At 64.2% G+C, this 25776-nt stretch carries 27 protein-coding genes; 14 read left to right on the forward strand and 13 right to left on the reverse strand.

The window, feature by feature from the left end; translation table 11 throughout:
- Positions 1 to 33: 33 nt before the first annotated feature.
- The 3 genes from RBB42_RS25985 to RBB42_RS25995 form a co-directional block, all read right to left on the reverse strand.
- Positions 34 to 1299: an ABC transporter permease gene (locus RBB42_RS25985; RefSeq protein WP_305968785.1), complete on the reverse strand. Its 1266-nt coding sequence runs from the start codon at positions 1297 to 1299 to the stop codon at positions 34 to 36.
- Positions 1296 to 2102, reverse strand: a complete 807-nt coding sequence (locus RBB42_RS25990; protein ID WP_305968784.1) for an ATP-binding cassette domain-containing protein — start codon at positions 2100 to 2102, stop codon at positions 1296 to 1298. Before RBB42_RS25990 ends, RBB42_RS25985 begins: the two co-directional genes overlap by 4 nt.
- A 116-nt stretch (positions 2103 to 2218) precedes the next feature.
- Complete coding sequence (locus RBB42_RS25995; RefSeq protein WP_305968783.1) at positions 2219 to 3220, reverse strand: taurine ABC transporter substrate-binding protein; 1002 nt, start codon at positions 3218 to 3220, stop codon at positions 2219 to 2221.
- A gap of 369 nt (positions 3221 to 3589) precedes the next feature.
- On the opposite strand from RBB42_RS25995, the gene RBB42_RS26000 reads away from it, so the two are divergent.
- From RBB42_RS26000 to RBB42_RS26010, 3 genes are all read left to right on the forward strand, one after another.
- Complete coding sequence (locus tag RBB42_RS26000) at positions 3590 to 4981, forward strand: aminotransferase family protein (protein ID WP_305968782.1); 1392 nt, start codon at positions 3590 to 3592, stop codon at positions 4979 to 4981.
- Positions 4982 to 5677: a GNAT family N-acetyltransferase gene (locus RBB42_RS26005; RefSeq protein ID WP_305968781.1), complete on the forward strand. Its 696-nt coding sequence runs from the start codon at positions 4982 to 4984 to the stop codon at positions 5675 to 5677.
- A 123-nt stretch (positions 5678 to 5800) separates the two neighbouring features.
- Positions 5801 to 6394, forward strand: a complete 594-nt coding sequence (locus RBB42_RS26010) for an ImmA/IrrE family metallo-endopeptidase (protein ID WP_305968780.1) — start codon at positions 5801 to 5803, stop codon at positions 6392 to 6394.
- Positions 6395 to 6505: 111 nt separating this feature from the next.
- On the opposite strand, the gene RBB42_RS26015 is transcribed toward RBB42_RS26010, so the two are convergent.
- Positions 6506 to 6793, reverse strand: coding sequence for an HU family DNA-binding protein (locus RBB42_RS26015; RefSeq protein ID WP_305968779.1), 288 nt, complete (start codon positions 6791 to 6793; stop codon positions 6506 to 6508).
- A gap of 134 nt (positions 6794 to 6927) precedes the next feature.
- On the reverse strand, positions 6928 to 8412 hold the full coding sequence (locus RBB42_RS26020) for an AMP nucleosidase (RefSeq protein ID WP_305968778.1): 1485 nt from the start codon (positions 8410 to 8412) through the stop codon (positions 6928 to 6930).
- 79 nt (positions 8413 to 8491) lie between these two features.
- Here RBB42_RS26020 and RBB42_RS26025 point away from each other — a divergent pair, with 79 nt between their 5' ends.
- From RBB42_RS26025 to RBB42_RS26035, 3 genes are all read left to right on the forward strand, one after another.
- A complete protein-coding gene (locus RBB42_RS26025) occupies positions 8492 to 8911 on the forward strand; it encodes a VOC family protein (RefSeq protein WP_305968777.1) in 420 nt (139 codons plus the stop codon).
- 64 nt (positions 8912 to 8975) lie between these two features.
- A complete protein-coding gene (locus tag RBB42_RS26030; RefSeq protein ID WP_305968776.1) occupies positions 8976 to 9458 on the forward strand; it encodes a hypothetical protein in 483 nt (160 codons plus the stop codon).
- 35 nt (positions 9459 to 9493) lie between these two features.
- Positions 9494 to 10249 carry a class II aldolase and adducin N-terminal domain-containing protein gene (locus RBB42_RS26035; RefSeq protein ID WP_305968775.1) on the forward strand — a complete coding sequence of 252 codons (756 nt, stop codon included), beginning with the start codon at positions 9494 to 9496 and terminating at the stop codon, positions 10247 to 10249.
- Positions 10250 to 10266: 17 nt separating this feature from the next.
- Here the strand turns inward: RBB42_RS26035 and RBB42_RS26040 are convergent, their stop codons facing one another.
- Both RBB42_RS26040 and RBB42_RS26045 read right to left on the reverse strand, forming a co-directional pair.
- Positions 10267 to 10893: a class I SAM-dependent DNA methyltransferase gene (locus RBB42_RS26040; protein WP_305968774.1), complete on the reverse strand. Its 627-nt coding sequence runs from the start codon at positions 10891 to 10893 to the stop codon at positions 10267 to 10269.
- Between the two features lie 46 nt (positions 10894 to 10939).
- The gene (locus RBB42_RS26045; RefSeq protein ID WP_305968773.1) at positions 10940 to 11419 is read right to left on the reverse strand and encodes a transglycosylase SLT domain-containing protein; all 480 of its coding nucleotides are present in this window, start codon (positions 11417 to 11419) and stop codon (positions 10940 to 10942) included.
- 185 nt (positions 11420 to 11604) lie between these two features.
- Here RBB42_RS26045 and RBB42_RS26050 point away from each other — a divergent pair, with 185 nt between their 5' ends.
- A complete protein-coding gene (locus RBB42_RS26050) occupies positions 11605 to 12471 on the forward strand; it encodes an SDR family oxidoreductase (protein WP_305968772.1) in 867 nt (288 codons plus the stop codon).
- Positions 12468 to 13091 carry an exopolysaccharide biosynthesis protein gene (locus RBB42_RS26055; protein ID WP_305968771.1) on the forward strand — a complete coding sequence of 208 codons (624 nt, stop codon included), beginning with the start codon at positions 12468 to 12470 and terminating at the stop codon, positions 13089 to 13091. Before RBB42_RS26050 ends, RBB42_RS26055 begins: the two co-directional genes overlap by 4 nt.
- Positions 13092 to 13140: 49 nt before the next feature.
- On the opposite strand, the gene RBB42_RS26060 is transcribed toward RBB42_RS26055, so the two are convergent.
- On the reverse strand, positions 13141 to 14013 hold the full coding sequence (locus tag RBB42_RS26060; RefSeq protein WP_305968770.1) for a branched-chain amino acid aminotransferase: 873 nt from the start codon (positions 14011 to 14013) through the stop codon (positions 13141 to 13143).
- 168 nt (positions 14014 to 14181) lie between these two features.
- On the opposite strand from RBB42_RS26060, the gene RBB42_RS26065 reads away from it, so the two are divergent.
- From RBB42_RS26065 to dxs, 6 genes are all read left to right on the forward strand, one after another.
- On the forward strand, positions 14182 to 14685 hold the full coding sequence (locus RBB42_RS26065) for a MarR family winged helix-turn-helix transcriptional regulator (protein ID WP_305968919.1): 504 nt from the start codon (positions 14182 to 14184) through the stop codon (positions 14683 to 14685).
- Positions 14682 to 15383, forward strand: coding sequence for a response regulator (locus RBB42_RS26070; RefSeq protein ID WP_305968769.1), 702 nt, complete (start codon positions 14682 to 14684; stop codon positions 15381 to 15383). Before RBB42_RS26065 ends, RBB42_RS26070 begins: the two co-directional genes overlap by 4 nt.
- Before the next feature lie 99 nt (positions 15384 to 15482).
- Positions 15483 to 16406: a histone deacetylase family protein gene (locus tag RBB42_RS26075; RefSeq protein WP_305968768.1), complete on the forward strand. Its 924-nt coding sequence runs from the start codon at positions 15483 to 15485 to the stop codon at positions 16404 to 16406.
- Complete coding sequence (locus RBB42_RS26080; protein WP_305968767.1) at positions 16403 to 16645, forward strand: exodeoxyribonuclease VII small subunit; 243 nt, start codon at positions 16403 to 16405, stop codon at positions 16643 to 16645. The genes RBB42_RS26075 and RBB42_RS26080 overlap by 4 nt, the downstream gene beginning before the upstream one ends.
- Positions 16645 to 17517 carry a polyprenyl synthetase family protein gene (locus tag RBB42_RS26085; RefSeq protein WP_305968766.1) on the forward strand — a complete coding sequence of 291 codons (873 nt, stop codon included), beginning with the start codon at positions 16645 to 16647 and terminating at the stop codon, positions 17515 to 17517. Before RBB42_RS26080 ends, RBB42_RS26085 begins: the two co-directional genes overlap by 1 nt.
- A 16-nt stretch (positions 17518 to 17533) precedes the next feature.
- On the forward strand, positions 17534 to 19459 hold the full coding sequence (gene dxs / locus RBB42_RS26090) for a 1-deoxy-D-xylulose-5-phosphate synthase (RefSeq protein WP_306043903.1): 1926 nt from the start codon (positions 17534 to 17536) through the stop codon (positions 19457 to 19459).
- Between the two features lie 35 nt (positions 19460 to 19494).
- Here the strand turns inward: dxs and RBB42_RS26095 are convergent, their stop codons facing one another.
- The 5 genes from RBB42_RS26095 to RBB42_RS28190 form a co-directional block, all read right to left on the reverse strand.
- On the reverse strand, positions 19495 to 20742 hold the full coding sequence (locus RBB42_RS26095; protein ID WP_305968764.1) for a PAS domain-containing protein: 1248 nt from the start codon (positions 20740 to 20742) through the stop codon (positions 19495 to 19497).
- Between the two features lie 91 nt (positions 20743 to 20833).
- A complete protein-coding gene (locus tag RBB42_RS26100; RefSeq protein WP_305968763.1) occupies positions 20834 to 22072 on the reverse strand; it encodes a PAS domain-containing protein in 1239 nt (412 codons plus the stop codon).
- A gap of 112 nt (positions 22073 to 22184) precedes the next feature.
- Complete coding sequence (locus RBB42_RS26105) at positions 22185 to 23369, reverse strand: ABC transporter permease (protein ID WP_371931793.1); 1185 nt, start codon at positions 23367 to 23369, stop codon at positions 22185 to 22187.
- A 3-nt stretch (positions 23370 to 23372) separates the two neighbouring features.
- A complete protein-coding gene (locus tag RBB42_RS26110; protein ID WP_305968762.1) occupies positions 23373 to 25133 on the reverse strand; it encodes an ABC transporter permease in 1761 nt (586 codons plus the stop codon).
- Positions 25130 to 25776, reverse strand: a 647-nt coding sequence (locus tag RBB42_RS28190; protein WP_371931794.1) for a DUF1330 domain-containing protein, incomplete at its 5' end; no start/stop codon positions are given. The genes RBB42_RS28190 and RBB42_RS26110, both read right to left, overlap by 4 nt.

A 25776-nucleotide genomic window follows, 5' to 3' on the forward strand; every position in this document is an offset into this window, starting at 1 on the left:
CCGACGGCGCCGTTGGCGCCGTCGCTGCATACCTCAAACGCGCCCTTTCCAGGGCACCAGCGCCTTTTCGGCCATGCGCATCAGGATATCGATACCGAACCCGATCACGCCGATCAGGATGATTCCCATGATGACGATGTCGGTCAGCTGGAATTTCGACGCCACCATGATCATCATGCCCGCGCCCTTTTCCGCCGCCACCAGTTCGGCGGCGACGACCGTTCCCCAGCAGACCCCCATTGCCACCCGCGCGCCGGTAAAGATCTCGGGGAGCGAGTTGGGCACGATGACATGCCGCATGATCTGGAACTTGCTGGCACCCAGCGAATAGGCCGCGTGCACCTTGGAAATCGCCACGCCAGAGACGCCGGCCCGCGCCGCGATGGCCATGATCCAGAGCGCCGCAAGGAACAGCAGGATGATCTTGCCGACCTCTCCGATGCCCGCCCAGATGATGACCAGAGGGATCAGCGCCAACGGCGGCACCGGGCGCATGAATTCCACGATCGGATCGAACCAGCCACGGAACCAGTTGCTGAGACCCATGGCGTAGCCCAGCGGGATGCCCACCAGCGCGCCAAAGAAGAACCCGACAACAACCCGGAACAGCGAATAGCCGAGATGCTCCCAAAGCGTCGAGTCGCGGTAGCCGTCACCGGCAATCTCGCCGAGGCGGGCCAGGACGGCCTCGGGTGGGGGCAGCCAGATCGGTTCCATCTGCCATCCCTTGGCGGGTTCGAAGTTCAGCGTGCCTTTGGGTGACATGCCGACCCGGCCGAATTCCGTCTGAACGGACTGACCCGGGGCGATGGGTTCACCGTTGACGGCGACAACCGTGTGCCCCTCGTCGCGGCCGAACTCGTCGTTGCGGTCCACGCGGATCAGGCCCGACCGCCAGGCACCCACCGTGTCGACGTCGTTCTTGGCCCAGCCTTCACCGGGCTCGACCTCCGGATCGTCGACGTCCGTTCCCACCTCGAAGACGCGCACGGTCACGGTGGCATCGTCGGGCGCCTGCCCTTCCGCCTCTGCGGTATAGGTGAAGACCGCGTCGCCTATGAAGGGCCCCGGCGCGTGCAGGAAGCGCGGCACATAAGATGACCCGGTAAAGGCACCCCAGAGCAGGAAGATCGACAGCACCGAGATGACGCTGGCAATGCGGTTGGGGGTCACGGCGCTTTCGTCGCCGAAGGTCACCGTCTTGAGCGAGGTGTAATCCGTCACCGTCTTGTGGACGACGAATTTCACGATCAGGAAAGACGCGACGAAGATCGCGATGTAGATGGCAAAGACGATCACGCGCTTTCCTCCGCCCGCCCCATGATTTCTTCTTCCATGTCCCAGATCATGCCCAGGATCTCTTCGCGTCGTTGCCCGAAATCGGGGTGTTTCTTGACCTCGCGCAGGTCGGCATTCACCCCCATGTCGGCAAAGGGCAGCCGGTATTCGCGGTGGATGCGGCCCGGGCGCGGCGCCATGACCAGCAGGCGTTCACCCAGCAGCAACGCCTCTTCGACCGAATGGGTGATGAGGATGATGGTCTTGCCGGTCTCCTTCCAGAGCTTCAGCACCAGCCCCTGCATCTTTTCCCGGGTCAGCGCGTCAAGCGCGCCCAGCGGTTCGTCCATCAGGATCACGTCCGGGTCATTGGCCAGGCAACGGGCCAGAGCCACGCGCTGCTGCATGCCGCCCGACAATTCGTAGACCGCCTTTTCCTTGAAGTCACGCAGGCCGACCACGTCCAGCAGGTGATCCACATGCTGGCCCCAGTCCTTTTCCCGCTTGCCCGCCATGCGGGGGCCGAAACTGACGTTGTCGCGCACGTTCATCCATTCGAACAGCGCGCCCTGCTGGAACACCATGCCGCGTTCCGCATCCGGCCCCTTGACCAGGTGGCCGTTCAGGGTGATCGCCCCCTCGGTCGGGGCAAGGAACCCCGCGACGATGTTCAAGAGCGTGGTCTTGCCGCAGCCGGATGGCCCCAGCACGCTCATCAGTTCGCCTTCGGCCAGTTGCAGTGAAACGTCCTTGAGCGCCTGGACGGATGTCCCGTTGGGCAGGTCAAAGCGCATGGACAGGTTGTCGATGGAGAGTCCGCTCATGGTGGGGCCTTCCGGTTGGATCCGGCTGCGGGTCCGCCAGGGTTTGCCCGCCGTGCAAGATCTCTGGGGTGAGCGCGTGGCCCCGGGGTGGCAGGTGCGACCCCGGGGCCCGGGTCTTACATGCCGCCCGCAGCCGAGCTCAGCGGACCGGTGTTGACGTTGGCGTCATAGCTGTCCAGAGCGGCGTCGATGGAGCCGGCCTCGACAAAGACGTCAGCCACGCCCTTCATGAACTCCTGCGCGCCGCCGCCCAGCCACTTGGCCGTCAGCTGATCATCCACCGAGGGGAAGACGAAGGTCGAGATCGTCGCCTCGGTCGCATCCACGTCCATGCCGGCGTCCTTTGCGATGACGGGCAGCATCTTGGCGTGGTTCGCCGGGTCCGCCCACATGGCGTTGGCTTCTGCGGTCACCGCCAGGAAATCCGAAACCAGGTCCGAGTTCTCGGCCACCCAGCTTGCGGGGCCGGACGTCACGTCGAAGACGAGAATGCCCAGGTCTTCCTTTTCGGCACCGGTCAGAAGGATGTTGCCGTGTTCCATCATGCGGCGCAGGCTGCCACCCCAGCCGCAGGCCATGTCGACCGAACCTTGTGCCAGCGCAGCGGCCCCGTCCGGCGGCGCCATGTCGACCACTTCCATCGTGGTTATGTCGACGCCGAAGTGGCTCATCTGCTTGAGGAAACCGTAGTGCGCGGCGGTGCCCAGCGGCACGGCGACCTTCTTGCCTTCCAGTTCGATCGCCGAATCCTTGTCGATTTCCAGCGCTTCCAGCACGACGCAGTTGTCGTTGTCGGAATAGCTGACCGCCACGTCGAGGATTTGCAGATCCTGCCCGGCCGAGGTTGCCACAACGAAGGGCGGCACGCCCTGGCTGACCGACATTTGCACGTCGCCCGAGGCCATCGCAGCAGACATGGCGGTGCCGGTGTCGAAGCTGACCCAGTTGATGGTGACGTCCATCGCCTCGTCGTACATGCCGGTCGCCTTGGCGTACTGGAAGGGCATCGGCCATTCCAGGAAATAGCCCACGGTGATCTCCTGCGCGGAAACGGCCGTGGTGCCTGCCATCACGGCCAACGCCGCAGCGGCGCCCTTGAGGGTGTTCTTCAATGTCATTTCGCTTCTCCCGTGTTGTCTTGCCGCCGCTGGTGCGGCGCGTCTTCACGCACGCAAATGTGCGCTCGGCAGCGCCTCGTGCCGGGCGCTCTGGTCAATTCGGAACGGAAAATGGGCAACGGATCAACGGTTTTTCCCGGATGCCTGGCCGATTTGGCAGCAATAGCCTGCTCATTTCGGAAAGGTAAATCAATTCAACTCACTGGAAAGTCGCGCAAAACCCTGTACACGCAGGCCCGGGACATCCGTTTTGCACTGCAACTGGCCCTATATGCGCGCCGCATCTGGCCCTAACGGCTGCCCATTAATCTGGCTCATGTGCTAGCATTCCGCGCAAGACCGGCAAGATGACCCAAGGAGGGCAAGAGCATGGATGGAACCTATTCCCAGAACGACCTCAGCCATGTTGTCGAGGCCGACAAGGCGCATGTCTGGCATCACCTCGTGCAGCACAAGGCATTCGACAGCAAGGACCCGAACATCATCGTCGAGGGCAAGGGGATGCGCGTCTGGAACCAGGCGGGCAAGGAACATCTCGACGCCGTTTCCGGCGGTGTCTGGACCGTCAACGTGGGCTACGGGCGTGAACGCATCGCCAAGGCCGTCTATGACCAGCTGATGCGGGTCAACTACTTTGCCGGGGCCGCCGGTTCGGTGCCCGGCGCGCTGTTTGCCGAGAAGCTGATCGAAAAGATGCCGGGCCTGACCCGCGTCTACTACACGAATTCCGGCTCCGAGGCGAACGAGAAGGCCTTCAAGATGATCCGCCAGATCGCGCACAAGCGTCATGGCGGCAAGAAACACAAGATCCTGTACCGGGACCGTGACTATCACGGCACCACCATCGCCTGCCTGTCAGCCGGCGGCCAGGATGAGCGCAATGCGCAATACGGCCCCTTCACCCCGGGTTTCGTGCGCGTGCCGCATTGTCTGGAATACCGCAAGCACGAGCAGGACGGCGCCCCCGCCGAGAACTACGGCGAATGGGCCGCCGACCAGATCGAGCAGGTGATTCTGGCCGAAGGGCCCGACACGATCGGCGGTCTCTGCCTCGAGCCGGTGACGGCGGGCGGCGGCGTGATCCCCGCGCCCGAGGGGTACTGGCAGAAGGTGCAGGCGATCTGCCGCAAGTACGACATCCTCCTGCACATCGACGAGGTGGTCTGCGGTGTCGGGCGCACCGGCACATGGTTCGGCTATCAACACTACGGGATCGAACCGGATTTCGTGACGATGGCCAAGGGCGTGGCCTCGGGCTATGCCGCCATTGCCTGCTGCGTGACCTCGGAACGAGTCTTCGAGATGTTCAAGGACGATGCCGACGATCCGCTGAACTATTTCCGCGACATTTCCACCTTTGGCGGCTGCACCGCCGGGCCTGCCGCCGCGATCGAGAACATGGCGATCATCGAGGACGAGGGCCTGTTGGAGAACACCACCGCGATGGGCGACTACATGACCGATCAGTTGAACGCGCTGGCCGACCGCCACGCGGTGATCGGGAACGTGCGCGGCAAGGGCCTGTTCCTGGGGGCCGAACTGGTCACCGACCGCGGCAGCAAGGAACCGGTGCCCGAGGCACAGGTTCAGGCGGTCGTGGGCGACTGCATGGGTCAGGGCGTCATCATCGGGGCCACCAACCGGTCCGTGCCGGGCCGCAACAACACGCTGTGTTTCTCGCCGGCCCTGATCGCAACCAAGGACGACATCGACCAGATTGTCTCGGCGGTGGACGGCGCGATTGGCCGCGTCTTTGGCTGAATGGACCATCGCCTGAACGAATACGGGCAGCCCATCGGGCTGCCCGTCGAGTTGGACCTGCCCCGCCCGCTGCCCCCGCACACCTCGCTGCGCGGCGAGCTTGCGACGCTGGTGCCGCTGTCGGTGGATCATGCCGACGGTTTCTTCGAGGCCTTCACCGATCCCGCCGGGTGGACCTACCTGGGCGAGGAAACACCCTTTGCCGACCGTGACGCGGCCCGCGCCTGGACGGCGACCAAGGCCAGCAGCCGCGATCCGCTGTTTTACACGGTGCTGGTCGATGACCGGCCCGTCGGCCTCCTGTCTCTCTTGCGGATCAACCCGCAGGCCGCCTCCATCGAGGTCGGCTTCATCCACTTTTCGCCTGCGTTGCAGGGCACCCGCGCGGCAACAGAGGTACAATACCTGCTGATGCGCCATGTCTTCGAGGACCTCGGCTATCGCCGTTACGAGTGGAAATGCGACGCCTTGAACGCGCCGTCGCGCCGGGCCGCGCTGCGGCTGGGCTTTACCTTCGAGGGCATTTTCCGGCAAGCACTGGTCTACAAGGGCCGCAACCGCGACACCGCCTGGTATTCGGTGATCGACCGCGAATGGCCTGCACGGCGTGACGCCTTCGAGGTATGGCTGGCCCCGGCGAATTTCGACGCCAACGGGCGCCAGCGACAATCGCTGAACGCCGGCGCCAAGGGCTGACAGCGGGAAAGAACCTGCAATCTTATAGGACCGGGCCCCTCTTGAGGGTTTGGAAACCCTTTGCGTGACAGAAATCCGCAAACTGGCCGATGAACCCGACGATTTGCCCAAGCGGAGGCTGCCATGCCGTCCAGATATCCATCCTATGCCTATGTCGAGCCGATGGCGACCGGCCTCACCGATGTCGAGATCGAGGACCTCATAGACGACATGATGTCCCAGACACCCGGCCTGACCCTGCGCGACGGCGGGCCGCTGGATCCCTTGTGCCGGGCCTTGAACGTCGATCTGGAATATTCCGGTCCCCCGCACGAGATCCTGCTGGACGTCCCCCAGGACCGTAAGGCCTGCATCTGGTTGCCCAGGAAAAGCAAGCCGCGTCAGGACAGGTTCATCGCCGCGATGGGGGTCGGACACTGGCTCATGCATGTTCCCACCACGCGTGAGGCGCATCCGCATTGCGGGATACAGGCCCTGCACCGCCCTTCCGACCGCAGCGCCCAGAAAGAGGCGATGCGCTTTGCCCGGATGCTGCTGATGCCGCGCGAGGAGTTCTGCAGCCTCTGGTACGAGGGGCGGGCAAACCTGGTCGCCGACACGCTGAACGTGCCGACGCAGGTCGTCTATGAACGGGCCACCATGCTGGACATCCCGATGGAGGAGCCAGGCACCCACAAGTACGACTGGGCGCCGCCGCCCGATACGCCGACCGGCTAGAAGCATCCCAAAAAGACAAAGGGCCGCCGAGGCGACCCTTTGTGGATTTCTGCCGGTGGATTCCAGCCGGAACCATGGCCCCGGAGGCGTCCCGCAAGGGCCGCACCGGGATCAGGCGTTCACGCTGTCCTTGAGAGCCTTGGCGATGGTCACCTTGACCTGCTTGTCAGCCTCTTTCTTGAACTGCTCGCCCGTGGCGGGATTGCGCACCATGCGCTCGGGGCGTTCACGGCAATAGATCTTGCCCACGCCGGGCAGGGTCACGGCGCCGCCGCCGGCCACTTCGGCCGTGATGATTTCGCCGATCGCGTCGAGCGCCGCGCCGGCCGTTTTCTTGTCCGCTTCCATCTTTTCAGCCAGTGCTGCCACCAGCTGGGTCTTGGTCATCGGTTTCGCCATTTCATGGTCTCCTTCACCGCCCGTCTCTTACTTGGGCCTCTGATCCGACATAAAACCGGATATGGGGGTAAAACACAACGATTAGGGGCAGGTCAGGCCCTTATATTATGCATTTTGTGCCCGTTTCCGCTACGTCACAAGAAAGCAGTCTCTTCGAAACTGCGCAGTTTCCGGCTGTGGATACGTTCCAGCGGCATGTCGCGCAAGGCTTCCATTGCACGAATCCCGATCCGAAGGTGCCGACTGACCTGTGTTCTGTAGAAATCCGAGGCCATGCCGGGCAGTTTCAGTTCTCCATGCAGGGGCCTGTCAGAGACGCAGAGCAGGGTGCCATAGGGCACACGAAACCGGAACCCGTTGGCCGCGATCGTGGCGCTTTCCATGTCCAGCGCGATGGCCCGCGACTGGCTGAGCCGTTTCACCGGGCCCGCGTTCTCGCGCAACTCCCAGTTGCGGTTGTCCAACGAGGCAACGGTGCCCGTCCGCATCACGCGCTTGAGGTCGAACCCGCTCAGTTCGGTCTCGGCCTCGACCGCGTCTTCCAGCGCGATCTGGATTTCGGCCAGCGCCGGGATCGGCACCCAGACGGGCAGATCGTCGTCCAGCACCTTGTCCTCGCGCAGGTAGGCATGGGCCAGAACGTAGTCGCCCAGCGACTGCGAATTCCGCAGCCCGGCGCAATGCCCCACCATCAGCCATGCGTGCGGGCGCAACACGGCGATATGGTCCGTCGCAGTCTTGGCGTTGGACGGCCCCACCCCGATGTTGACCAGGGAAATCCCTGCCTGCTTGCCCCGTTTCAGATGATAGGTGGGCATCTGGGGCATCCGCTCGGGCGACAGCAGGGGCGCGTCCGGGTCGGTAATCTCGGCGTTGCCGGTGCTGACAAAGCTGGTGTAGCCACTGTCGGGATCGGCCAGCATGGCGCGGGCGTAGGCCTCGAACTCGTCGACGTAAAACTGGTAGTTGGTGAAAAGGACGTGGTTCTGGAAATGCTCGGGGCTGGTCGCGGTATAATGCGCCAGCCGCGCCAGAGAGTAATCCACCCGTTGCGCGGTAAAGGGCGCCAAGGGCAGTGTCCCATCGGCGGCGGGCTGCGCCTGGCCGTTAACGATGTCATCGTTGGTGGTAGTCAGGTCCGGCACGTCAAAAACGTCACGCAGCGCGAAAGTTGCCGCGCCCTCCTGCGGGACCGTCACGTCGGGGAAATTGGCCACGGCGAAATGCACCGGCATGGGCGTGGCCGACAGCCCGATGCGGATCTTGACCCCGTGGTTGCCCAGCAAGAGGCTGATCTGCTGCGACAGGTAATTGCGGAACAGATGCGGGCGCGTGACCGTGGTTGCATAGGTGCCCGGCTGTGTCACATGACCAAAGCTGAGACGGCTGTCGATCTTGTCAAAGCGCGTCGTGGTCAGCCGGATCTCGGGGTAATAGGCTCGCAGGCGCACGCCCGGGTGCCCGTCCGTCATCGCCTTCAGGAAACCGTCGCGCAGGAAAACCGCCGCCGCGTCGTAGAGTTCGCACAGCCGTTCAACCGCCCGGTCTGCGTCGTCAAAGCTTTCCTGACCCGGTACATCGGGCGTGACGATCTCTAGATTCTGCGCCGTGTCCTGCATCACCACCCCCTGATTTTGGCCGGAGGTTGACAGGTAAGCCCGCCGGGTTCAAGTTGGGGAAAAGGTCAGAGGTGCTGACATGGATTACGAGACCGTTTCGGCCGAGGAATTCGGCGGCTCGCTGCGCGGCATGGGCCTGAACCTGCTGGTGCGCGACGTGCGCCAGCAATGCGCCATGCTGGAAGCGGTCTTTGGCATGACCGCACATCGGGTCAGCGCGGATTTCGCCATAGTCCGCTATGGTACGGCGGTGTTCCAGCTTCATGCGGACGGCACCTATTCTGCGAATCCCTACCTGTCCTTCCTGCCCGAGGCCGGGCCGCGCGGCGCCGGGGCGGAACTGCGCCTGTACGACAGCGATCCCGACGAGGCCGCCGCCCGGGCAGAAGCCAATGGCATGCTGATCATGCAGCCGCCCACGGACAAGCCGCACGGCCTGCGCGAAACCTATCTCATCTGCCCCGACGGCTACGCATGGGTGCCGTCGCGTCCGCTCTGAGCCTTTGCCCGGGCCGCTCCTGTCGCTAGGATCGCGCTGCGCATAGCCCAAGGGGAATCGAAAGATGTTTCGCCGCGTTCTGCTTGTCCTGGCGGGCCTTGCCTGCACTGCCCTGCCAGCATCTGCGCAGGACGAGATCACGCGCCATGACCGGATCGCGAATTGGGCGCTTTTCGAGGACCGCGGATACTGCTGGATGGCCACGAACACCCGCCTGCCCGGAAACGACCGCCTGATGCTGACCGTGGATCTGGACGAAAGCGTGTCGATGTTCATCGACTTTGCCGATGGGTCCGTTTTCGACGACACCGCCGATCACGCGCTGCTCCTTGGCCCACGCAAGGTGCTGTTCCGCTCGCGCGGGGAATGGGCCTGGACGTATCGCGATTCCCCCGAGCGCCTTGTCGAAACCATCCTTGACAGCACCGAGGTCGGGTTCGAGGTCCACCTCGCCGATGCGGGCGACATGAACGTGCTGAAGGGCCAGTGGGAGACCCGGGACGCACAGCGGGCCTACGACACGTTGCGCGCACGCTGCGGGCGCTGATAGGGTCGCGCGGTAACGCTAACCGGGGGACCCTCATGAACGCACCGCAGAACATCGCCAATATCGACCATTGGCAGGAACGCGTGGATCTGGCCGCCGCCTTTCGCTGGACCGTCCGTCTGAACATGCACGAGGCTGTGGCCAATCACTTCAGCCTGTCCATCAACGAGGATGGCACCAAGTTCCTCATGAACCCGGACCGCAAGCATTTCTCGCGCATCAAGGCCTCGGACATGCTGGTGGTGGATGCCAACGATCCCGAGACACTGAACCGCCCCGGCGCACCCGACCCGACCGCCTGGGGACTGCATGGTGGGCTGCACCGCGCCTGCCCGCATGCGCGCTGCGCGATGCACGTCCATTCGATCCACGCCACGGTGCTGGCCTGCCTCAAAGACAAGCGCCTGCCGCCGCTGGATCAAAACGCGGCGATGTTCTTCAACCGGCAGGCGGTGGACGACCAGTACGGTGGTCTGGCCTTCGAGGAAGAGGGCAAGCGCTGCGCCGAACTGATGGCCGACCCGAAGGTCAAGACGCTGGTGATGGGCAACCACGGCATCATGGTGATCGGTGACACCGTGGCCGAGACCTTCAACCGGATGTACATGTTCGAACGCGCGGCGCAGATCTATGTCACCGCGCTGCAGACCGGGCAGCCGCTGGATATCCTCAGCGACGAGGTGGCCGAAAAGACCGCCCGCGAGATCGAGGACTACCCCGGAGGCGATCATCACCACCTGGACGAACTCAAGGCCATCCTCGACGAGGAAGGCTCGGACTACGCCAGCTGATCATCAGGGCCGGAACATCAGGCCCGGGTGAATGTCACCACCCGGCTCAGATCCTGCGCATGCGGGCCGGTGGCTTCCGGCCCGTAGATGCGGACGTCGCGCACCGCCAAATCGGCAATCCGCGGCCCCAGTTTCGCAAGGTGGGCGTCATAGCCCTTGGCCTCCCAATGTTCCGCATTGATCGACAGCGCCACCACCCCGCCGGGCCGCACGACGCGCAGCACCTCGTCCAGCGCCTCGGGGCCGACATGACCGTGCGTGAAGGTGCCGGAGCTGACCGCGCCCGCATAGGCGCCGTCCTCGACCGGCAGGCGGTCCATCAGGTTGCCGGTAAACAGATGAGCATAAAGGCCCTTGGCGCCGGCCACGTCCAGCATCTCCTGCGAAAGGTCGGTGGCGTCGACCGGGCCGACGCCGGAGGACTTCAGCCCCGCACCCAGGAGGCCGGTTCCGGCGCCAAGGTCGAGCACCGGCCCCTGCCCGCCCGCAGCGGCATAGGCCTCTGCAACGTGCAGCGGCAGCATGTAGTCCATGTCCATGGCGAATTCGTCGTCGTAGGTCGCCGCCCACTCGGCGTAGAGCCTGCGGTTTTCGTCGGGGGTTTGCAGCGCGAAGGCCGCCTCCAGATCGGGATTATTCTGCATGGGCCAGAACCTAGTCGCGCCTGCCCCGCAGTGTCCACCCCCCGGCTCAGCGCGTCCGCAGACCGGTTTCGTACAGCAGGCCCTTGCGCTTGGCCTCGTAGTAATAGCCCCGCGCGTACCACTTGATCGAGGCGTCCCAGTCGCCATCCGCCACGATATAGGCGCCCTTGAGGTATTTCAGCCCGTATTTCAGGTTGGTGTCCGCATCCAGAAGGTCGCTGTTCTTGCCCCGGAACCCCATCGTGCGGGCGGTCTGCGGCAGGATCTGCAACAGGCCCCAATAAGGTCCGGCCCGCGCGGCGGGGTTATGGGTGCTTTCGCGGATGGCCAACCGATGCACCAGCCCCCGGGGCAGCTCGTAGTGATCGGCCCAGCGGTTGATCTTGGCGCGCAGTTCCGGCGTTTCGTTCGGATGCAACGGGATGGCGCGTGGCGCGGATTCGGCCGCGACAGGATCACGCCGCCCGGTCGAACAGGCGGCGACGGTGGCAAGAGCCGACAAAAGGAAAAGGCGACGGGCCAGCATGCAGGTTTCTCCGAAAGGTTCGAAACCTCGTAGCGCGCGGACCTGCCCGGCGCGAGTCCGCTGACGGCGCGTCGGCAAAAGCCCGCCACGCAACCGAGGATCGGCGACACAGCGCCAACCATCAACCATGCCGCGACATCGCGTCAAGACTTGCATCTTGACGCGCGCGGCGCCACCTAGGGCGCATGACAAAGACCCTGCTCTCTCTTGGCCACGGATTTTCCGCGCGGGCACTGGCGCCGCTACTCCTGTCCCAGGGGTGGGAGGTGATCGGCACGACACGCGATCCCGCCAAGCTGGAGGCCATGCGCGCCACCGGCATTTCCGCAATCCTCTGGCAGGCGGTGGCGGTGACAGAGGCGCTTGGCCGCGCAACCCACCTGTTGATGTCCGCCGCCCCCGACGCCGAGGGCGATCCGGCACTGAGGCTGGTCGGCCCCGCCATCAAAGAGCGCGCGCCCGGCATCGAATGGGCGGGCTACCTGTCGACGACCGGGGTCTACGGCGACCACCAGGGCGGATGGGTGACAGAAGAAACGCCCCTCGCCCCGGCCACGCGGCGCGGGCAACTGAGGGTCGAGGCCGAAAACGCCTGGTCATCCGTGCCCGGCCTGCCCCTGCACATCTTCCGCCTTGCCGGCATCTATGGTCCGGGACGCGGCCCCTTCGCAAAGCTGCGCAAGGGCACCGCGCGCCGCATCATCAAGCCGAACCAGGTCTTTTCGCGCATCCATGTCGAGGATATCGCACAGGTTCTGCGCGCCTCCATCGCGCGGCCCAATCCCGGCACGGCCTACAACCTGTGCGACGATGCCCCTGCCCCGCCGCAGGACGTGATCGCCTGCGCCGCCGAGATGCTGGGCATGCCGATCCCGCCCGAGGTCCCTTTCGAAGAGGCGGAACTCAGCCCGATGGCACGCAGTTTCTACGGCGAAAGCAAGCGCGTTTCTAACGCACGCATCAAGGAGGAACTGGGCGTGACCCTGCGCTACCCCGATTACCAGAGCGCTCTGGCAGCCATTCTTGCCGCCGAACAGGCGTCCGGAGAATGAAGGACGCCCAAGAGGCGCCGGACTCCGAAACTGTGCGCAATCCGCAAAGCCTGGGCGAACTGCTCGAGGCGATGCGCCCCGAAGACGGGGCCGACCGGATCTCTGTCGAGACGGTTCTCAGCCGCGTCGGAGATCAATCCTTCGTTGCGGTGATCCTTGTCGTGGCCATCGTTCTGGTCTCGCCCGTGTCGGGGATCCCCGGCACGCCGACCATCGGTGCGCTGATCACCATCCTTGTGTCGATACAGGCACTGCTGGGGCGGCGGCACCTCTGGCTGCCGCAATTCCTGTGCCGGCGCAGCATCAGCGCGCGCAAGATGAACCGCGCCATCAACTGGCTCAGCAAACCCGCAGGCTGGATGGATCGGCACAGCAGCGGGCGCCTGCGATTGCTCAGTTCGCGCGCCCTGCGGCCCGTTGCCTTTGCCGCCGTGACGCTGATCGCGATTTCCTGGCCGATCCTGGAACTGCTGCCCTTCGTGACCTCGTTCTTTGCCGGGGCCGTATCCATGTTGATGTTCGGAGTGATGACCCGTGACGGCATCTACCTGCTGGCGGGCTATGTGCAGGCCGGTATTCTGGTGCTGATCCTCGGCTCGATCTGGTCCGGCCTGATATGAAAACGGCGCCCCGATGGGGCGCCGCTTGTGCGTGTCCGGATTGGCAGGCTCAGCTGCGGACCAGCTTCTCGTAGTCTTCCGAGATCTCGCGCGTCATCGCGCCAACCTCGAAGTTGAAATCGCCGATCTGGCCCACGGGCGTGACCTCGGCGGCGGTGCCGGTCAGCCAGCATTGTTCAAAGCCTTCCATCTCTTCGGGCATGATATGGCGTTCATGCACCTTGATCTGCTTGTCCTGCAGCATGCCGATGACCGTCTGACGGGTCAGGCCGTTGAGGAAGCAGTCCGGCTTGGGCGTGTGCACCTCTCCGTCCTTGACGAAGAAGATGTTGGCGCCGGTCGCCTCGGCAACGTAGCCGCGATAATCCATGAACAGCGCGTCGGAACAGCCCTTGGCCTCTGCCGCATGTTTCGACGTTGTGCAGATCATGTAAAGACCAGCCGCCTTGGCGTGGACCGGGATCGTCTCGGGTGAGGGGCGCTTCCACCTGGAAATGTCCAGCTTGGCGCCCTTCATCTTGGCATCGCCATAGTAGTTGCCCCAGGACCAGGCCGCGATGGCAACCCGGACGGGGTTGCGCGCCGAGGCGACCCCCATGTCCGGCCCGGCACCGCGCCATGCGACGGCGCGGACATAGGCATCGGTCAACCCGTTGGCCGCGAGGACGGCCACCTTGGCGGCCTCGATCTCATCCACGGTATAAGGGATTTCGAAATCCAGCTCGCGGGCCGAGAAATGCAGGCGCTCCGAATGTTCACGGGACAGGAAGATCTTGCCGTTGTAGCACCGCTCGCCCTCGAAGACAGAGCTGGCGTAGTGCAGCCCGTGGGTCAGTACGTGCACATTTGCCGCCCGCCAGTCCACCATCTGACCATCCAGCCAGATCTTGCCGTCGCGATCGTCATATGCTCCATCTGCCATCTTCTCTCTCCTCATGTGCAGCGGGCCAAATTTTTCGATTGTTGCGCGAATTGCGTCCGGACCGGGCATAAAGTTGCGCTAAATCTGCGACTCGCTACCAGTTGACTCTTGGAATGTCAACAAGGCTGACTTAAAATGGACCAAAACCAGCAAGGGGCAGAGGGAACCATGTCAGAGGGGCGCAGCCCGCAGGGCGAGACCCTGCTTTTCCTTACCGACGAGCAGTTGCGACAGGGCGCAGAGGCAATGTTCTTTGCCTACCGGGGCTTTACCGCCGATCCCGACAGGATCCTGGACGGGCTCAGCTATGGCCGGGCGCATCACCGCGCGCTGCATTTCATCCAGACCGCGCCCGGCACCACGGTGAACAACCTTCTGACCATCCTCGGCGTGACGAAACAATCGCTCAACCGCGTTCTGCGCACCCTGATCGAGGATGGGCTTGTCCAAAGTCAGGTCGGTCGCACGGACAAGAGGGAACGGCATCTGTACCTGACAGAGGCCGGCGAGGCGCTGGAACGGGAACTGTCGGATGCGCAGCGGACCCGCATGCGCGCCGCCTTTCGCGATGCCGGCCCCGAGGCCGTCGCCGGGTTTCGCCGGGTGTTGGAAGCCATGATGGACCCGGAGCTGCGTCGGCAGTACCACAAGCTCAGGGGAGGCCGGGGATGACAGAGAACGACGCCCATCTGCTGATCGTGGACGATGACGAACGCATCCGGGGGCTGCTGCAGAAGTTCCTTGTGCGCAACGGTTTCCTGGTGACCGCCGCCCGCGACGCGGCGCACGCCAGGCGGCTGTTGTCGGGGCTGGATTTCGACATGATCATCCTCGACGTCATGATGCCCGGCGAGGACGGCATCAGCCTGACCCAGAGCATCCGGGACACCTCTCAGACCCCGATCCTGCTGCTGACGGCGCGGTCGGAAACCGAGGACCGCATCAAGGGGTTGGAGGCCGGGGCCGACGACTATCTCGCCAAGCCCTTCGAGCCCAAGGAGCTGTTGCTGCGGATCAACGCGATCCTGCGCCGGTTGCCCGAACCCAGCGCCGAGGACAGCGCGCCCAAGCTGATGACCCTGGGAAATTTCCGCTATGACATCGAGCGCGGCGAGATGTGGCAGGGCGAGGAGATGGTGCGCCTGACCGCGACCGAAAGCCAGCTGATGCGGATCTTTTCCGCCCGCCCGGGAGAAGCGCTCAGCCGCGCGAAACTGGTCGAGGAACTGGGTCGGGACAAGGGTCAGGCCCAGGAACGCGCCGTGGACGTGCAGATCACGAGGTTGCGGCGCAAGCTGGAGGCCGACCCGAAACAGCCGCGCTACCTGCAGACCGTGCGCGGGGCGGGCTACATGCTGGCGCCAGACTGACGGGTTGCGAAGGCCGCCGTTTCGCGGTTTTGTCGGGGCGGAGTCGCACCCTTCGGGTGCGTTCTTGAGTATTTCGACAGAGAAGAAGCAGGCGGCGCGATGACAACAGCACTTTTCACCCATGCGGATGCGCTGGATCATGTGACGCCCGAGGGGCACCCGGAACGCGTGGCCCGGATCGAGCACCTGTTGCATGCGCTTGCCGGGCTGGATCTGGATCGCCGCACCGCGCCCGAGGTGGAGGAGGCGCAGTTGCGGCTGTGCCACCCGCAGCGGTATATCGACCGGATCCGCGGCGGCGTGCCGGACAGCGGGAATACCCAACTGGACGCCGACACATGGATGTCGCCCGGGTCCTTCCGCGCCGCCTCGCGGGGCGCAGGGGCCGCTGTTGCGGCAGTGGACGCGGTGCTGGGCGGCGAGGTAGACAACGCCTTTTGTGCAATGCGCCCGCCGGGCCACCACGCCGAGCGCGAGACGCCGATGGGCTTCTGTCTTTTCGGCAACGTGGCCATTGCCGCGAAACACGCGCTGGAGGCGCACGGTCTGAGCCGGGTCGCCGTTGTCGATTTCGACGTGCATCACGGCAACGGCACACAGGACCTGCTGTGGGACGAGGCGCGCACGCTGTTCATCGGCTCTCACCAGATGCCGCTCTGGCCCGGGACGGGCAGCGCGGAGGAACGCGGCGCCCATGACAACGTGCAGAACCTGCCGTTGCCACCGGGATCGGGGGGCGCCGAGATGCGCGCCGCCTGGACCCCTGCCCTGTCGCGGCTGCGCACCTTCCGGCCGGAACTGCTGATCATCTCGGCCGGGTTCGACGCCCACCAGGACGATCCTCTGGCGCAACTGGAATGGTCGGTCGAGGACTTCCGCTGGATCACACGTGAATTGTGCGCCCTGGCGGCAGATGAATGCGGCGGACGCGTGGTGTCCTGCCTCGAAGGCGGCTATGACCTTGGCGCGCTCAGCGACAGCGGCAAGGCGCATGTGGAACTACTGATGGAGGCGGGCAGATGAGCGAGACCCCGGTCGAGGAAATGAGTTTCGAGCAGGCGATGGCCGAGCTGGAAAAGGTTGTAGGCCTGCTGGAACGCGGCGACGTGGCGCTGGAAGAGTCGATTTCACTGTATGAACGCGGCGCCAAGCTGAAGAAGCGCTGCGAGGACAAGCTGAAGGAAGCCGAGGAAAAGGTGGCCGCCATCACGCTGGACGGCGATGGCAACCCGGTGGGGACGAAGCCGGTCGAGGGGCTCTGATGGGCTTTCAGGACGGGCTGGCAGAGGCGGCCCGCGCGATAGAGGACCATCTTCGGCACGTCCTGTCGGACCTGGGCGACCTGCCGGTGATCCGGGCGATGGACTATGCGGCCACAGGCGGCAAGCGCCTACGCGGCTATCTGGTGCTGGAAGGCGCGCGCATTCATGGCATGGCACCCGCACAAGCGATCTGGCCCGCCTGTGCCATCGAGGCCATCCATGCCTACAGCCTTGTGCATGACGACCTGCCCTGCATGGATGACGACGACATGCGCCGCGGGTTGCCGACGGTGCACCGCAAGTGGGATGAGGCAACCGCCGTCCTGGCGGGTGATGCGCTGCAGGCCCTCGGGTTCGAACTGGTGACCCGCACAGAGTGCCATCCGGACGCAGGTGTGCGCGCGGATCTCGCGCTCAGCCTTGCCCGGGCGTCGGGCGCACGCGGGATGGTGCTGGGCCAGGCGCTGGACATGGCGGCGGAACAGGCAGCAACGCCCCTCGACTTGGACCAGATCACCGCGTTGCAGGCAGGCAAGACCGGCGCGCTCTTTGGCTGGTCGGCCGAGGCCGGTGCGCGCATGGCACAGGCCGACATCGCCCCGCTGACGGGATATGCGCGCGCACTTGGGCTTGCCTTCCAGATCGCCGACGACATCCTGGATGTCGAGGGCGACGCCGCCCAGATGGGCAAGGCCGTGGGCAAGGACGCGACCCGTGGCAAGGCCACATTCGTCAGCCTGCTGGGGATGGACGGGGCGAAACGCCGCGCCGAATCCCTTGTGACAGAGGCCTGCGACTGCCTATCTGTGTATGGCAGCGAAGCTGGAAACTTGCAGGACGCCGCGCGCTTCGTTATTTCGCGCCGGACCTGACCAGACGGAGGGCGCCATGAGCGACCGGCCTCAGACCCCATTGCTCGACCGCGTCCAAGGCCCGGCCGACCTCAAGCACTTCTCCGATGCCGAGCTGGAACAGCTGGCAGAGGAACTGCGCGCCGAGACGATTGCGGCGGTGTCAGAGACTGGCGGCCACCTTGGCGCGGGCTTGGGCGTGATCGAACTGACGGTGGCCCTGCACGCGATTTTTGACACGCCCCGGGACAAGATCATCTGGGACGTCAGCCACCAGTGTTACCCGCACAAGATCCTGACCGGACGGCGCGGACGCATGAACACCCTGCGCCAGAAGGACGGGCTTTCGGGATTCACCAAGCGGTCCGAGTCGCCTTACGATCCCTTCGGTGCGGCCCATAGCTCGACCTCGATTTCTGCAGCCCTCGGCTTTGCCGTGGCGCGCGATCTGGGCGGCGTTTGCGATACGGGTCACGGCGATGCGATCGCGGTGATCGGCGATGGCGCCATGAGCGCCGGCATGGCCTTCGAGGCGATGAACAACGCGGGCCACCTGGGCAAGCGGATGATCGTGATCCTGAACGACAACGAGATGAGCATCGCGCCGCCCACCGGCGCGCTCTCCTCCTACCTCAGCCGGCTGTATGCCGAGGCGCCATTCCAGGACCTCAAGGCCGCCGCCAAGGGCGCCGTGTCGATGCTGCCGGAGCCCTTCCGCGAAGGCGCCAAGCGCGCGAAGGAGATGCTCAAGGGCATGACCGTCGGCGGCACGATGTTCGAGGAACTGGGGTTCTCCTACCTCGGTCCGCTGGACGGGCATGACCTGCACCAGCTGCTGCCGGTCTTGCGCACCGTGCGCCAGCGGGCGACCGGGCCGATCCTGCTGCATGTGTTGACGAAAAAGGGCAAGGGGTATTCCCATGCCGAACACGCCCCGGACAAGGGCCACGCGCGGGCCAAGTTCGACGTGGTCACCGGCAAGCAGAAAAAGGCGCCGTCGAACGCGCCGTCCTATACCAAGGTCTTTGCCGAGGCGCTGTTGCAGGAGGCCGCCGATGACCCGCGCATTTGCGCCGTAACCGCGGCGATGCCCGATGGCACCGGGCTGGACCTTTTCGCTGAACGCTACCCCTCGTGCTGTTTCGACGTGGGCATCGCGGAACAGCATGGCGTGACCTTTTCCGCCGGGCTGGCGGCGGGCGGCATGCGGCCCTTCTGCGCGATCTATTCGACCTTCCTGCAGCGCGGTTACGACCAGGTGGTGCATGATGTCGCGATCCAGCGGTTGCCGGTGCGCTTTGCGATCGACCGCGCCGGGCTGGTCGGGGCCGACGGCGCAACGCACGCCGGTTCCTTCGACGTGGCTTACCTGTCGAACCTGCCCGGGTTCACCGTCATGGCAGCAGCCGACGAGGCCGAGTTGAAACACATGGTCGCCACCGCCGCGGCGCATGACAGCGGCCCCATCGCCTTTCGCTATCCGCGCGGTGAGGGCATGGGCGTCGAGATGCCGGAGCGTGGCGAGGTGCTGGAAATCGGCAAGGGTCGGATGATCCGCGAGGGCAAAGGCGTGGCGATCCTGTCCTTCGGCACGCGGTTGAAAGAAGTGCTGGAGGCTTGTGAGGCACTGGAGGCGCGCGGCGTTTCCCCCACCGTTGCCGACGCGCGCTTTGCCAAGCCGCTGGACAGGGAGATGATCCTGGGCCTAGCGCGGGACCACGACGCGCTGATCACCATCGAGGAAGGCGCCGTGGGTGGCTTTGGCAGCCATGTCGCACAGCTGTTGGCCGAGGAAGGCGTCTTTGACACCGGGTTGAAATATCGCTCGATGGTGCTGCCCGACATCTTCATCGACCAGGCCAGCCCGCGCGACATGTACGCCGTCGCCAAGCTCAACGCCGAGGATATCGAGGCCAAGGTGCTGGACACGCTCGGCGCCGCGGTGCTGAACAAACGCGCCTGACGATCAAACCCGGGAACCGAACCTGAACCGTGATGCTACAGCATCGCGCGCAACATCGCGGTGTTGGTCTGGATCACCGCGTTCAGTTCCGTCATGCGGGCCAGGCGCTGTTCGATACCCTTCTGGCAGGCATCCAGCTGCTCGACGATCCCTTCCAGTTCCTTGCGCGACTCCGTAAGGCTGGCACTTTCGATCTTGCACATCATTCGGGTCGAGCTGAGGCCCGTGACGTATCGTTTCATGTCCAGCACGCTGCGGGCAAAGCGCTTGGCCTCGGCCTCTACCCGCACCAGCGAGGCCACGGTTTCGTCCAGGAACTTCTGGCGATGGGCGGCAACCTCCGCCATCTCCGCCGTTGCATCCATGCAATCGGGATAGAGCTCCGCATTGGTATCGAAACAGGTGATCATCTCGTGTTCGACCGCCGCCGCGAAACTCAGAAACTGGCCACACAGGATCGCGTCGCGCATCCGCGCAAAGACGCATGTGTCGCCCTCGACAAAGGTCTTTACCCACGCCGACATCTCTTCGAGCATCTGGCTGTAGTTCACGGAAATGGCGCTTATCGCACCTCCCGCATTTTCCAGCCGCGAGGCGATGATCCGCATGTTCATCGGCACCGTGCGGATCACCTTGAACGACTCCGTCAGGTCGGCGGTTTCCACCCCGACCTGCGAAATCGCCCGCGACATTTCCAGAAACCGCCGCTGCAGCGGGTCGATGCCCTGCCCGGTCGCGGTGGTACGCGCCTCGAACTCGGTCGCCAGGGCGTGGCTCTGGAAAGTGTCGTAGCTGGAAAACCCCTGCGCCTTGACGGCGGCCAATAGCGCCTCGGCGCTTTCTCTCGGGCTCAGACCCTCTTCCCTTTCGCGGCGCAGTAGATCGGCGTACAGGCTGGACACGGTGCCAAAGAGGTCGGAACTGGGCTTGATCCGGGTCGAGATGAACCCGCCGTCCGCCGGAGAGACGAGCGCGAAGACCCAGTAGTAGCGCCCGGTCCTGCTGCGGTTCTTGACGTAGGCGCCGGTGGGGTTGCCCGCCTTGATCCGGTCCCAGAGCAGGTAAAAGACCCCCTTGGGCATGTCCGGGTGCCGGATCAGCTTGTGCGGCGCGCCAAGCATCTCTTCCCAGGGGTAGGCGGCAACGCGCTGGAACACGTCGTTGCCAGCCTTGATGACCCCGCGCCGATCGGTGCGGGAATAGAACAGTTCCGTCAGGTGAAACTGGGCCTCGGTGGCCGAAAACCTCGATTCTGCAGCAAAGCGCGGGTCGTGTTCTGTCATGGTGCAAACCTGGGACAACGGGGAGTGCGCCCGAACGTCGGCGCGACGCCATTGAAGGAGAGAAAGACAGGGCCTTCCGGATACGTCATGTCTAGATCATCGACCGTAGCAGGGCAGTGTTGTTCTGGATCACCGCGTTGAGGTCCATCACCCGCGCAAGGCGATCCTCGATTTCCTGCTGGCAACTGTCCAGTTGTTCGACGATCCCGGCCAGGGAACTGCCTGATTCCGACAGGCTGGCGCTTTCGATCTTGCACATCATCCTGGTCGAACTCAGCCCGGTGACATAGCGTTTCATGTCGAGGACGCTGTGGGCAAAGCGCCGCGCCTCGCGTTCCACGGAAGACAGCCTGTCGATGGTCTGCTGCATGAATCGCCGTTCATGTTCCGTCAGTTCGGCAATCTCGCGGTCGACGTCGATCCCGTCCGGGTAGGCGTCCTGGCTGGTCCCGAAGCCGGCGATCATCTCACGCTCGACGGCCGAGGCGAAACAGAGGAACTGCCCCATGAAGATGGCGCCGCGGATATTGGCAAAGACGCAATCTTCCCCTTCGACGAAGGTTTGGACCCAGGTCGACATCTCTTCGAGCATCTGGCTGTAATTGACGGAAATCGCGCTGATCGGTCCGCCGACGTTTTCGAGCCGCGAGGCGATGATCCGCATGTTCATCGGCACGGTTCGGATCGCCTTGAAGGCCTCTGTCATCTTGTCCGCCTCGTCCCAGACCTCGGCAATGGCGCGCGACATGTCGACGAAACGCTGCAGCATCGGGTCCAGCGAACGCCCCATCTGGCGCGAGCGGGCCTCGAACTCCGTCGCCAGCGCGTGGCTCTGGAAATTGTCATAGGTGGCAAAGCCCCGGTCGCGGATCCACTTCTGCAGGGTCTCTGCGCTGTCCGCGGCGCTCATGCCGTCCTGCTCCTGCTTCAGCATTTCGGCATAGAGCGCCTCGACCTCGGCCCGGAGGGAAGAGACCGGCTTGATCCGGGTCGAGATGTAGCCATCTGCCGTCGGCGCCACCAAGGCGTAGACCCAGTAGAACCGCCCGCAGATCCGCCGGTTCTTGACATAGGTCCCGGTAGGCTTGCCCGCCTTCAACCGCTCCCACAACATGTGAAACACGCCTTTTGGCATATCCGGGTGGCGGATCAGCTTGTGCGGGGCGCCAAGCAGCTGTTCCCATTCATGCCCCGCGACACGCTGGAACACCTCGTTTCCCGCCTTGATGATCGCCCGCTTGTCGGTGCGGGAATAGAAAGCCTCGTTCACCTGGAACGTGGCCTCTGATTTGGACAACCCGGATGGAAATGCGGGGTCGAGTTCTGACATGGGTGCGCCTCCTGCTTGCGGGCGACCCTAAAACGCAAACCCTTTTCGAATCCTGAACGCAAACGCGCGGCACCGGGGGGCCGCGCGTCTGATTTTCCATTGGATTTGAACCTTAACCCGGGCTCATGCCGCGCATTTTCTCTGACCGGCGGCGCAGGATTTCGACCGTTGTCAAAAGCATGATCGAAATCGCGACAAGGATCGTCGCTACCGCCAGGATCGTCGGGCTGATCTGCTCGCGAAGGCCGGTGAACATCTGCCAGGGCAGTGTCTGCTGCTGGGCGGAACCGACAAAGATCACCACGACAACTTCGTCAAAGGAGGTGATGAAGGCGAACAGGCCACCGGAAATCACCCCCGGCAGGATCAGCGGCATCTGCACGCGGAAGAAGGTCGTGACCGGATCCGCCCCCATGTTCGCCGCAGCCCGCGTGAGCGAGCGGTCGAAACCGACGAGCGTCGCAGTCACGGTGATGATGACAAAGGGAATGCCAAGCGCCGCGTGTGCAAGCACCACCCCCATCAGCGTGCCCTGCAGGCCGATCCGCGAGTAGAAGAAGTACATGCCCGCGGCCGAGATGATCAGCGGCACGATCATCGGCGAAATCAGGATCGCCATGATCGCCCGACGGAACGGAACATGTTCCGAGCTGAGGCCGATCGCCGCCAGCGTGCCAAAGCTGACCGACAGAAGGGTCGCCAAGGGCGCGATGATCAGCGAATTGCGCAGCGCCTGTTGCCATTCCGACGAGGTAAAGAAATCCCGGTAGTGCTTCAGGCTGTAGCCTTCAGGGTCAAACCGCAGCATTTCGGGCGTGAAGGTAAAGAAATCCTCGGCGTTGAACGACAGCGGCATGACCACGAGAATCGGCGTGATCAGAAAGACGAAGATGGCCCCTGCAATCACCCGGAAACTGTATTCCCACAAGACCTGGCCGGACGTCAGGTAGGGTTGCAGCGGAACACGGTGACGCCCCATGCCGATCCAGTAGATGAACCAGCCAAAGAACCAGCCAAAGATCGCGCCGACCACCAGGCCGGGCAGGCTTCCCAGCAAGAGGCCTGCAAGCGCCATGACACCGATCAGGCCCCATTTGAAAGGCTTTTCCAGCTTCGGATCCAAGACCCCGAGCGCGATGAAGGCCAGCAGCGCCAGGATCGCGAACCCAAGGATGATGCCCAGCAGAACCGATCCGTTGGCGGCCCCCACGAAGATGCCCGCAAAGGCCCCCGCAAGGCCGACCATCGGGGCGGAAAACTGGAGCGGTTGTTTGACGGCTTTGGTTTCAACGGCCATGGATCAGCCCCCCAGCTTCACGTTGTCGATGCCTACGATCTTGTCGTAGGCCCAGTAGAGGATCAGCACCACCGCCAGCAGGATCGTCCCCAATGCCGCGGCCAGACCCCAGTTCAGGGAGGACGAGATGTGATAGGCGATCCGGTTCGAGATGAAGGTACCGGTTGTGCCGCCGACGATCTCGGGCGTGATGTAGTAGCCGATCGACAGGATGAACACGAGGATCGACCCGGCGCCGATGCCCGGCACCGACTGCGGGAAGTAGACCCGCCAGAACGCCGTCCAGTTGGTCGCGCCCAGCGATTTGGCCGCGCGGACATAAGACGGCGGGATCGTCGACATCACCGAATACATCGGCAGGATCATGAAGGGCAGCAGGATATGCGTCATCGCGATGATCGTGCCCAGCTGGTTGTTGATCATCACCAGTCGCCCGTCATCGGCCACCAGCCCCAGCCAGACCAGAACGTCGTTGATGACCCCCTGTTGCTGCAGCATGACCTTCCAGGCCGAGGTCCGCACCAGCAGCGAGGTCCAGAAAGGCAGGAGGACCAGGATCATCAGCAGGTTGGCGGTCCGCATCGGCAGCGTCGACAGCAGGTAGGCCACCGGGTAGGCCAGCGCGATACAGCTGAACGTGATCACGAGGCTCATGAACATCGTCCGCTTGAACAGCAGGCCGTAGATCCGTTCGTCCTCATCCCGCAGCGCCGGGCCGTCGGTCGTTTTCTGCATGTCGACCGCGTTCAGGAAATAGCCGTTGGTGTAGGCCGGGCTGTACATCTTGATGGTTTCCCAGACCCGCAAGTCCAGCCAGTCCTCGTCGATCTCGCCAAAGGCGGTCTTGAGGTCGGCAGTCTCGAAATCCGGGCTGTCCACCAGCGCATCCGCCGCCTTGAGCATCTCGGCGCGCGGCCCGTCGTAAGACGAGACATCGCCATCGCGGAGATCCTCGTAGAGCCGGGTCACGACCAGCGTCCAGGGCTCCTCCTCGAACGGGCTGTCCTCGTCCTCGTCACGCACAAACGTGGCAAAGCGGCTGTAGGCCTCTGCCGTGCGCGGCAACACATCGGCGATATCGTCGCGCATCTCGAAAGCCGGGATGGGATCGTTGAAATCCTCGTCGTTCTCCTCGGCGGCGACCCAGGCCTTGTAGGCCGCCACGCTGTCGGCGGTGCCCATGAGCTCTGCCCAGGGCAGCGCCTCGTCCCAGTTTTCGTCAAGATCCTCGAACTGGTCCAGGTAGACCTCGCCGATGTCGTCCAGGCCGCGGCCCGACTTGCGGAACAGCGAAGAGACCCCGGTCAGCTCGTAGTTGAGACGCGAGCCGAGCCGCGTGTGCAGCTTGTATTCGGCGGCCAGGAAAATGTCCGTGTAGGCCGCGTCGAACACCGCATCGTCGGGCAGTTCGCCGCTGGTGTCATCCCAGTCGGCCAGCGCCTCGACCGTGCGAGGCAGCGTGTCACGCACGATCTGGTTCTCCACCGAGCGAAACAGCATGTCCGCGATCGGCGCGATGAAGGTCAGCAGCACGAAGATCAGCAGCGGCGCGATCAGGGCAAGGGCACGCATCTTCTGCGCGCGCAGGGCCCGGGCCAGGCTGCGTTTCAGGGGTGTGCCATCGGCGGCCAGCACCGGGCCGCCATTACCGGAGCCGTGCGGAGGTTCGCCTTCCCGGGCGTCCAGTGCGGCCGCCTCGTGAAAGGCATCCTCTGGCGTCGGTGCGTCGGACGTCTGCGGTCCGGATCCCTTCAGCGTGCTCATGCCGCGCCCTCCACAAGAATGATTGTGCCCTCGGAATGGGCCTGTCTGATTTTCACGAGATCCTGGTAGGCCGGATCGTGATATGCGGCCTTGGCCGCGTCGTAGCTGGGATAGGCGATCACCACGTGACGCGCGCCCAGTTCCCCCTCAAGCACTTCGGCCCGTCCGCCGCGCACGATGTACCGGGCGCCGTGGCCGCGCATGATCGGGGTATTGCCGTCGACATAGGGCTTGTAAGCCTCGGGATCGTTCACCGTCACATGGGCGATCAGGTAGCCCGGCGGCGCCTCGCCGGCCGGTTCGGGCAGATCCTCGTCGTTGCCTTCGGCGACCATGATCGCACTGGTCGCATTGGCCCGGCGGATCTTGGCAACCTCCTGGTAGTCGGGGTCGTGATAGGCCTTCAGCGCCGTATCGTAGCTGTCGAATTCAAAAACGACGTGCCGTTCGTTGGCCGTTCCCTCGACAACTTCGGCCTGCCCGCCGCGCACCAGAGGCCTGGCGCCGTAGCTCAGCAGGATCGGAGTATCCCGGGCAACGTACTCCTTGTACGGTTCGAGATCGGTCACCGTTATGTGGCCGATGATATAGCCCTTCGGCATGTGGTGTCCCCGTCGTTTCTCTTGGTCCGTGGGGGGGGGTT

The organism is Mameliella sp. MMSF_3455 (genome assembly GCF_030733205.1).
Classification (GTDB): domain Bacteria; phylum Pseudomonadota; class Alphaproteobacteria; order Rhodobacterales; family Rhodobacteraceae; genus Antarctobacter.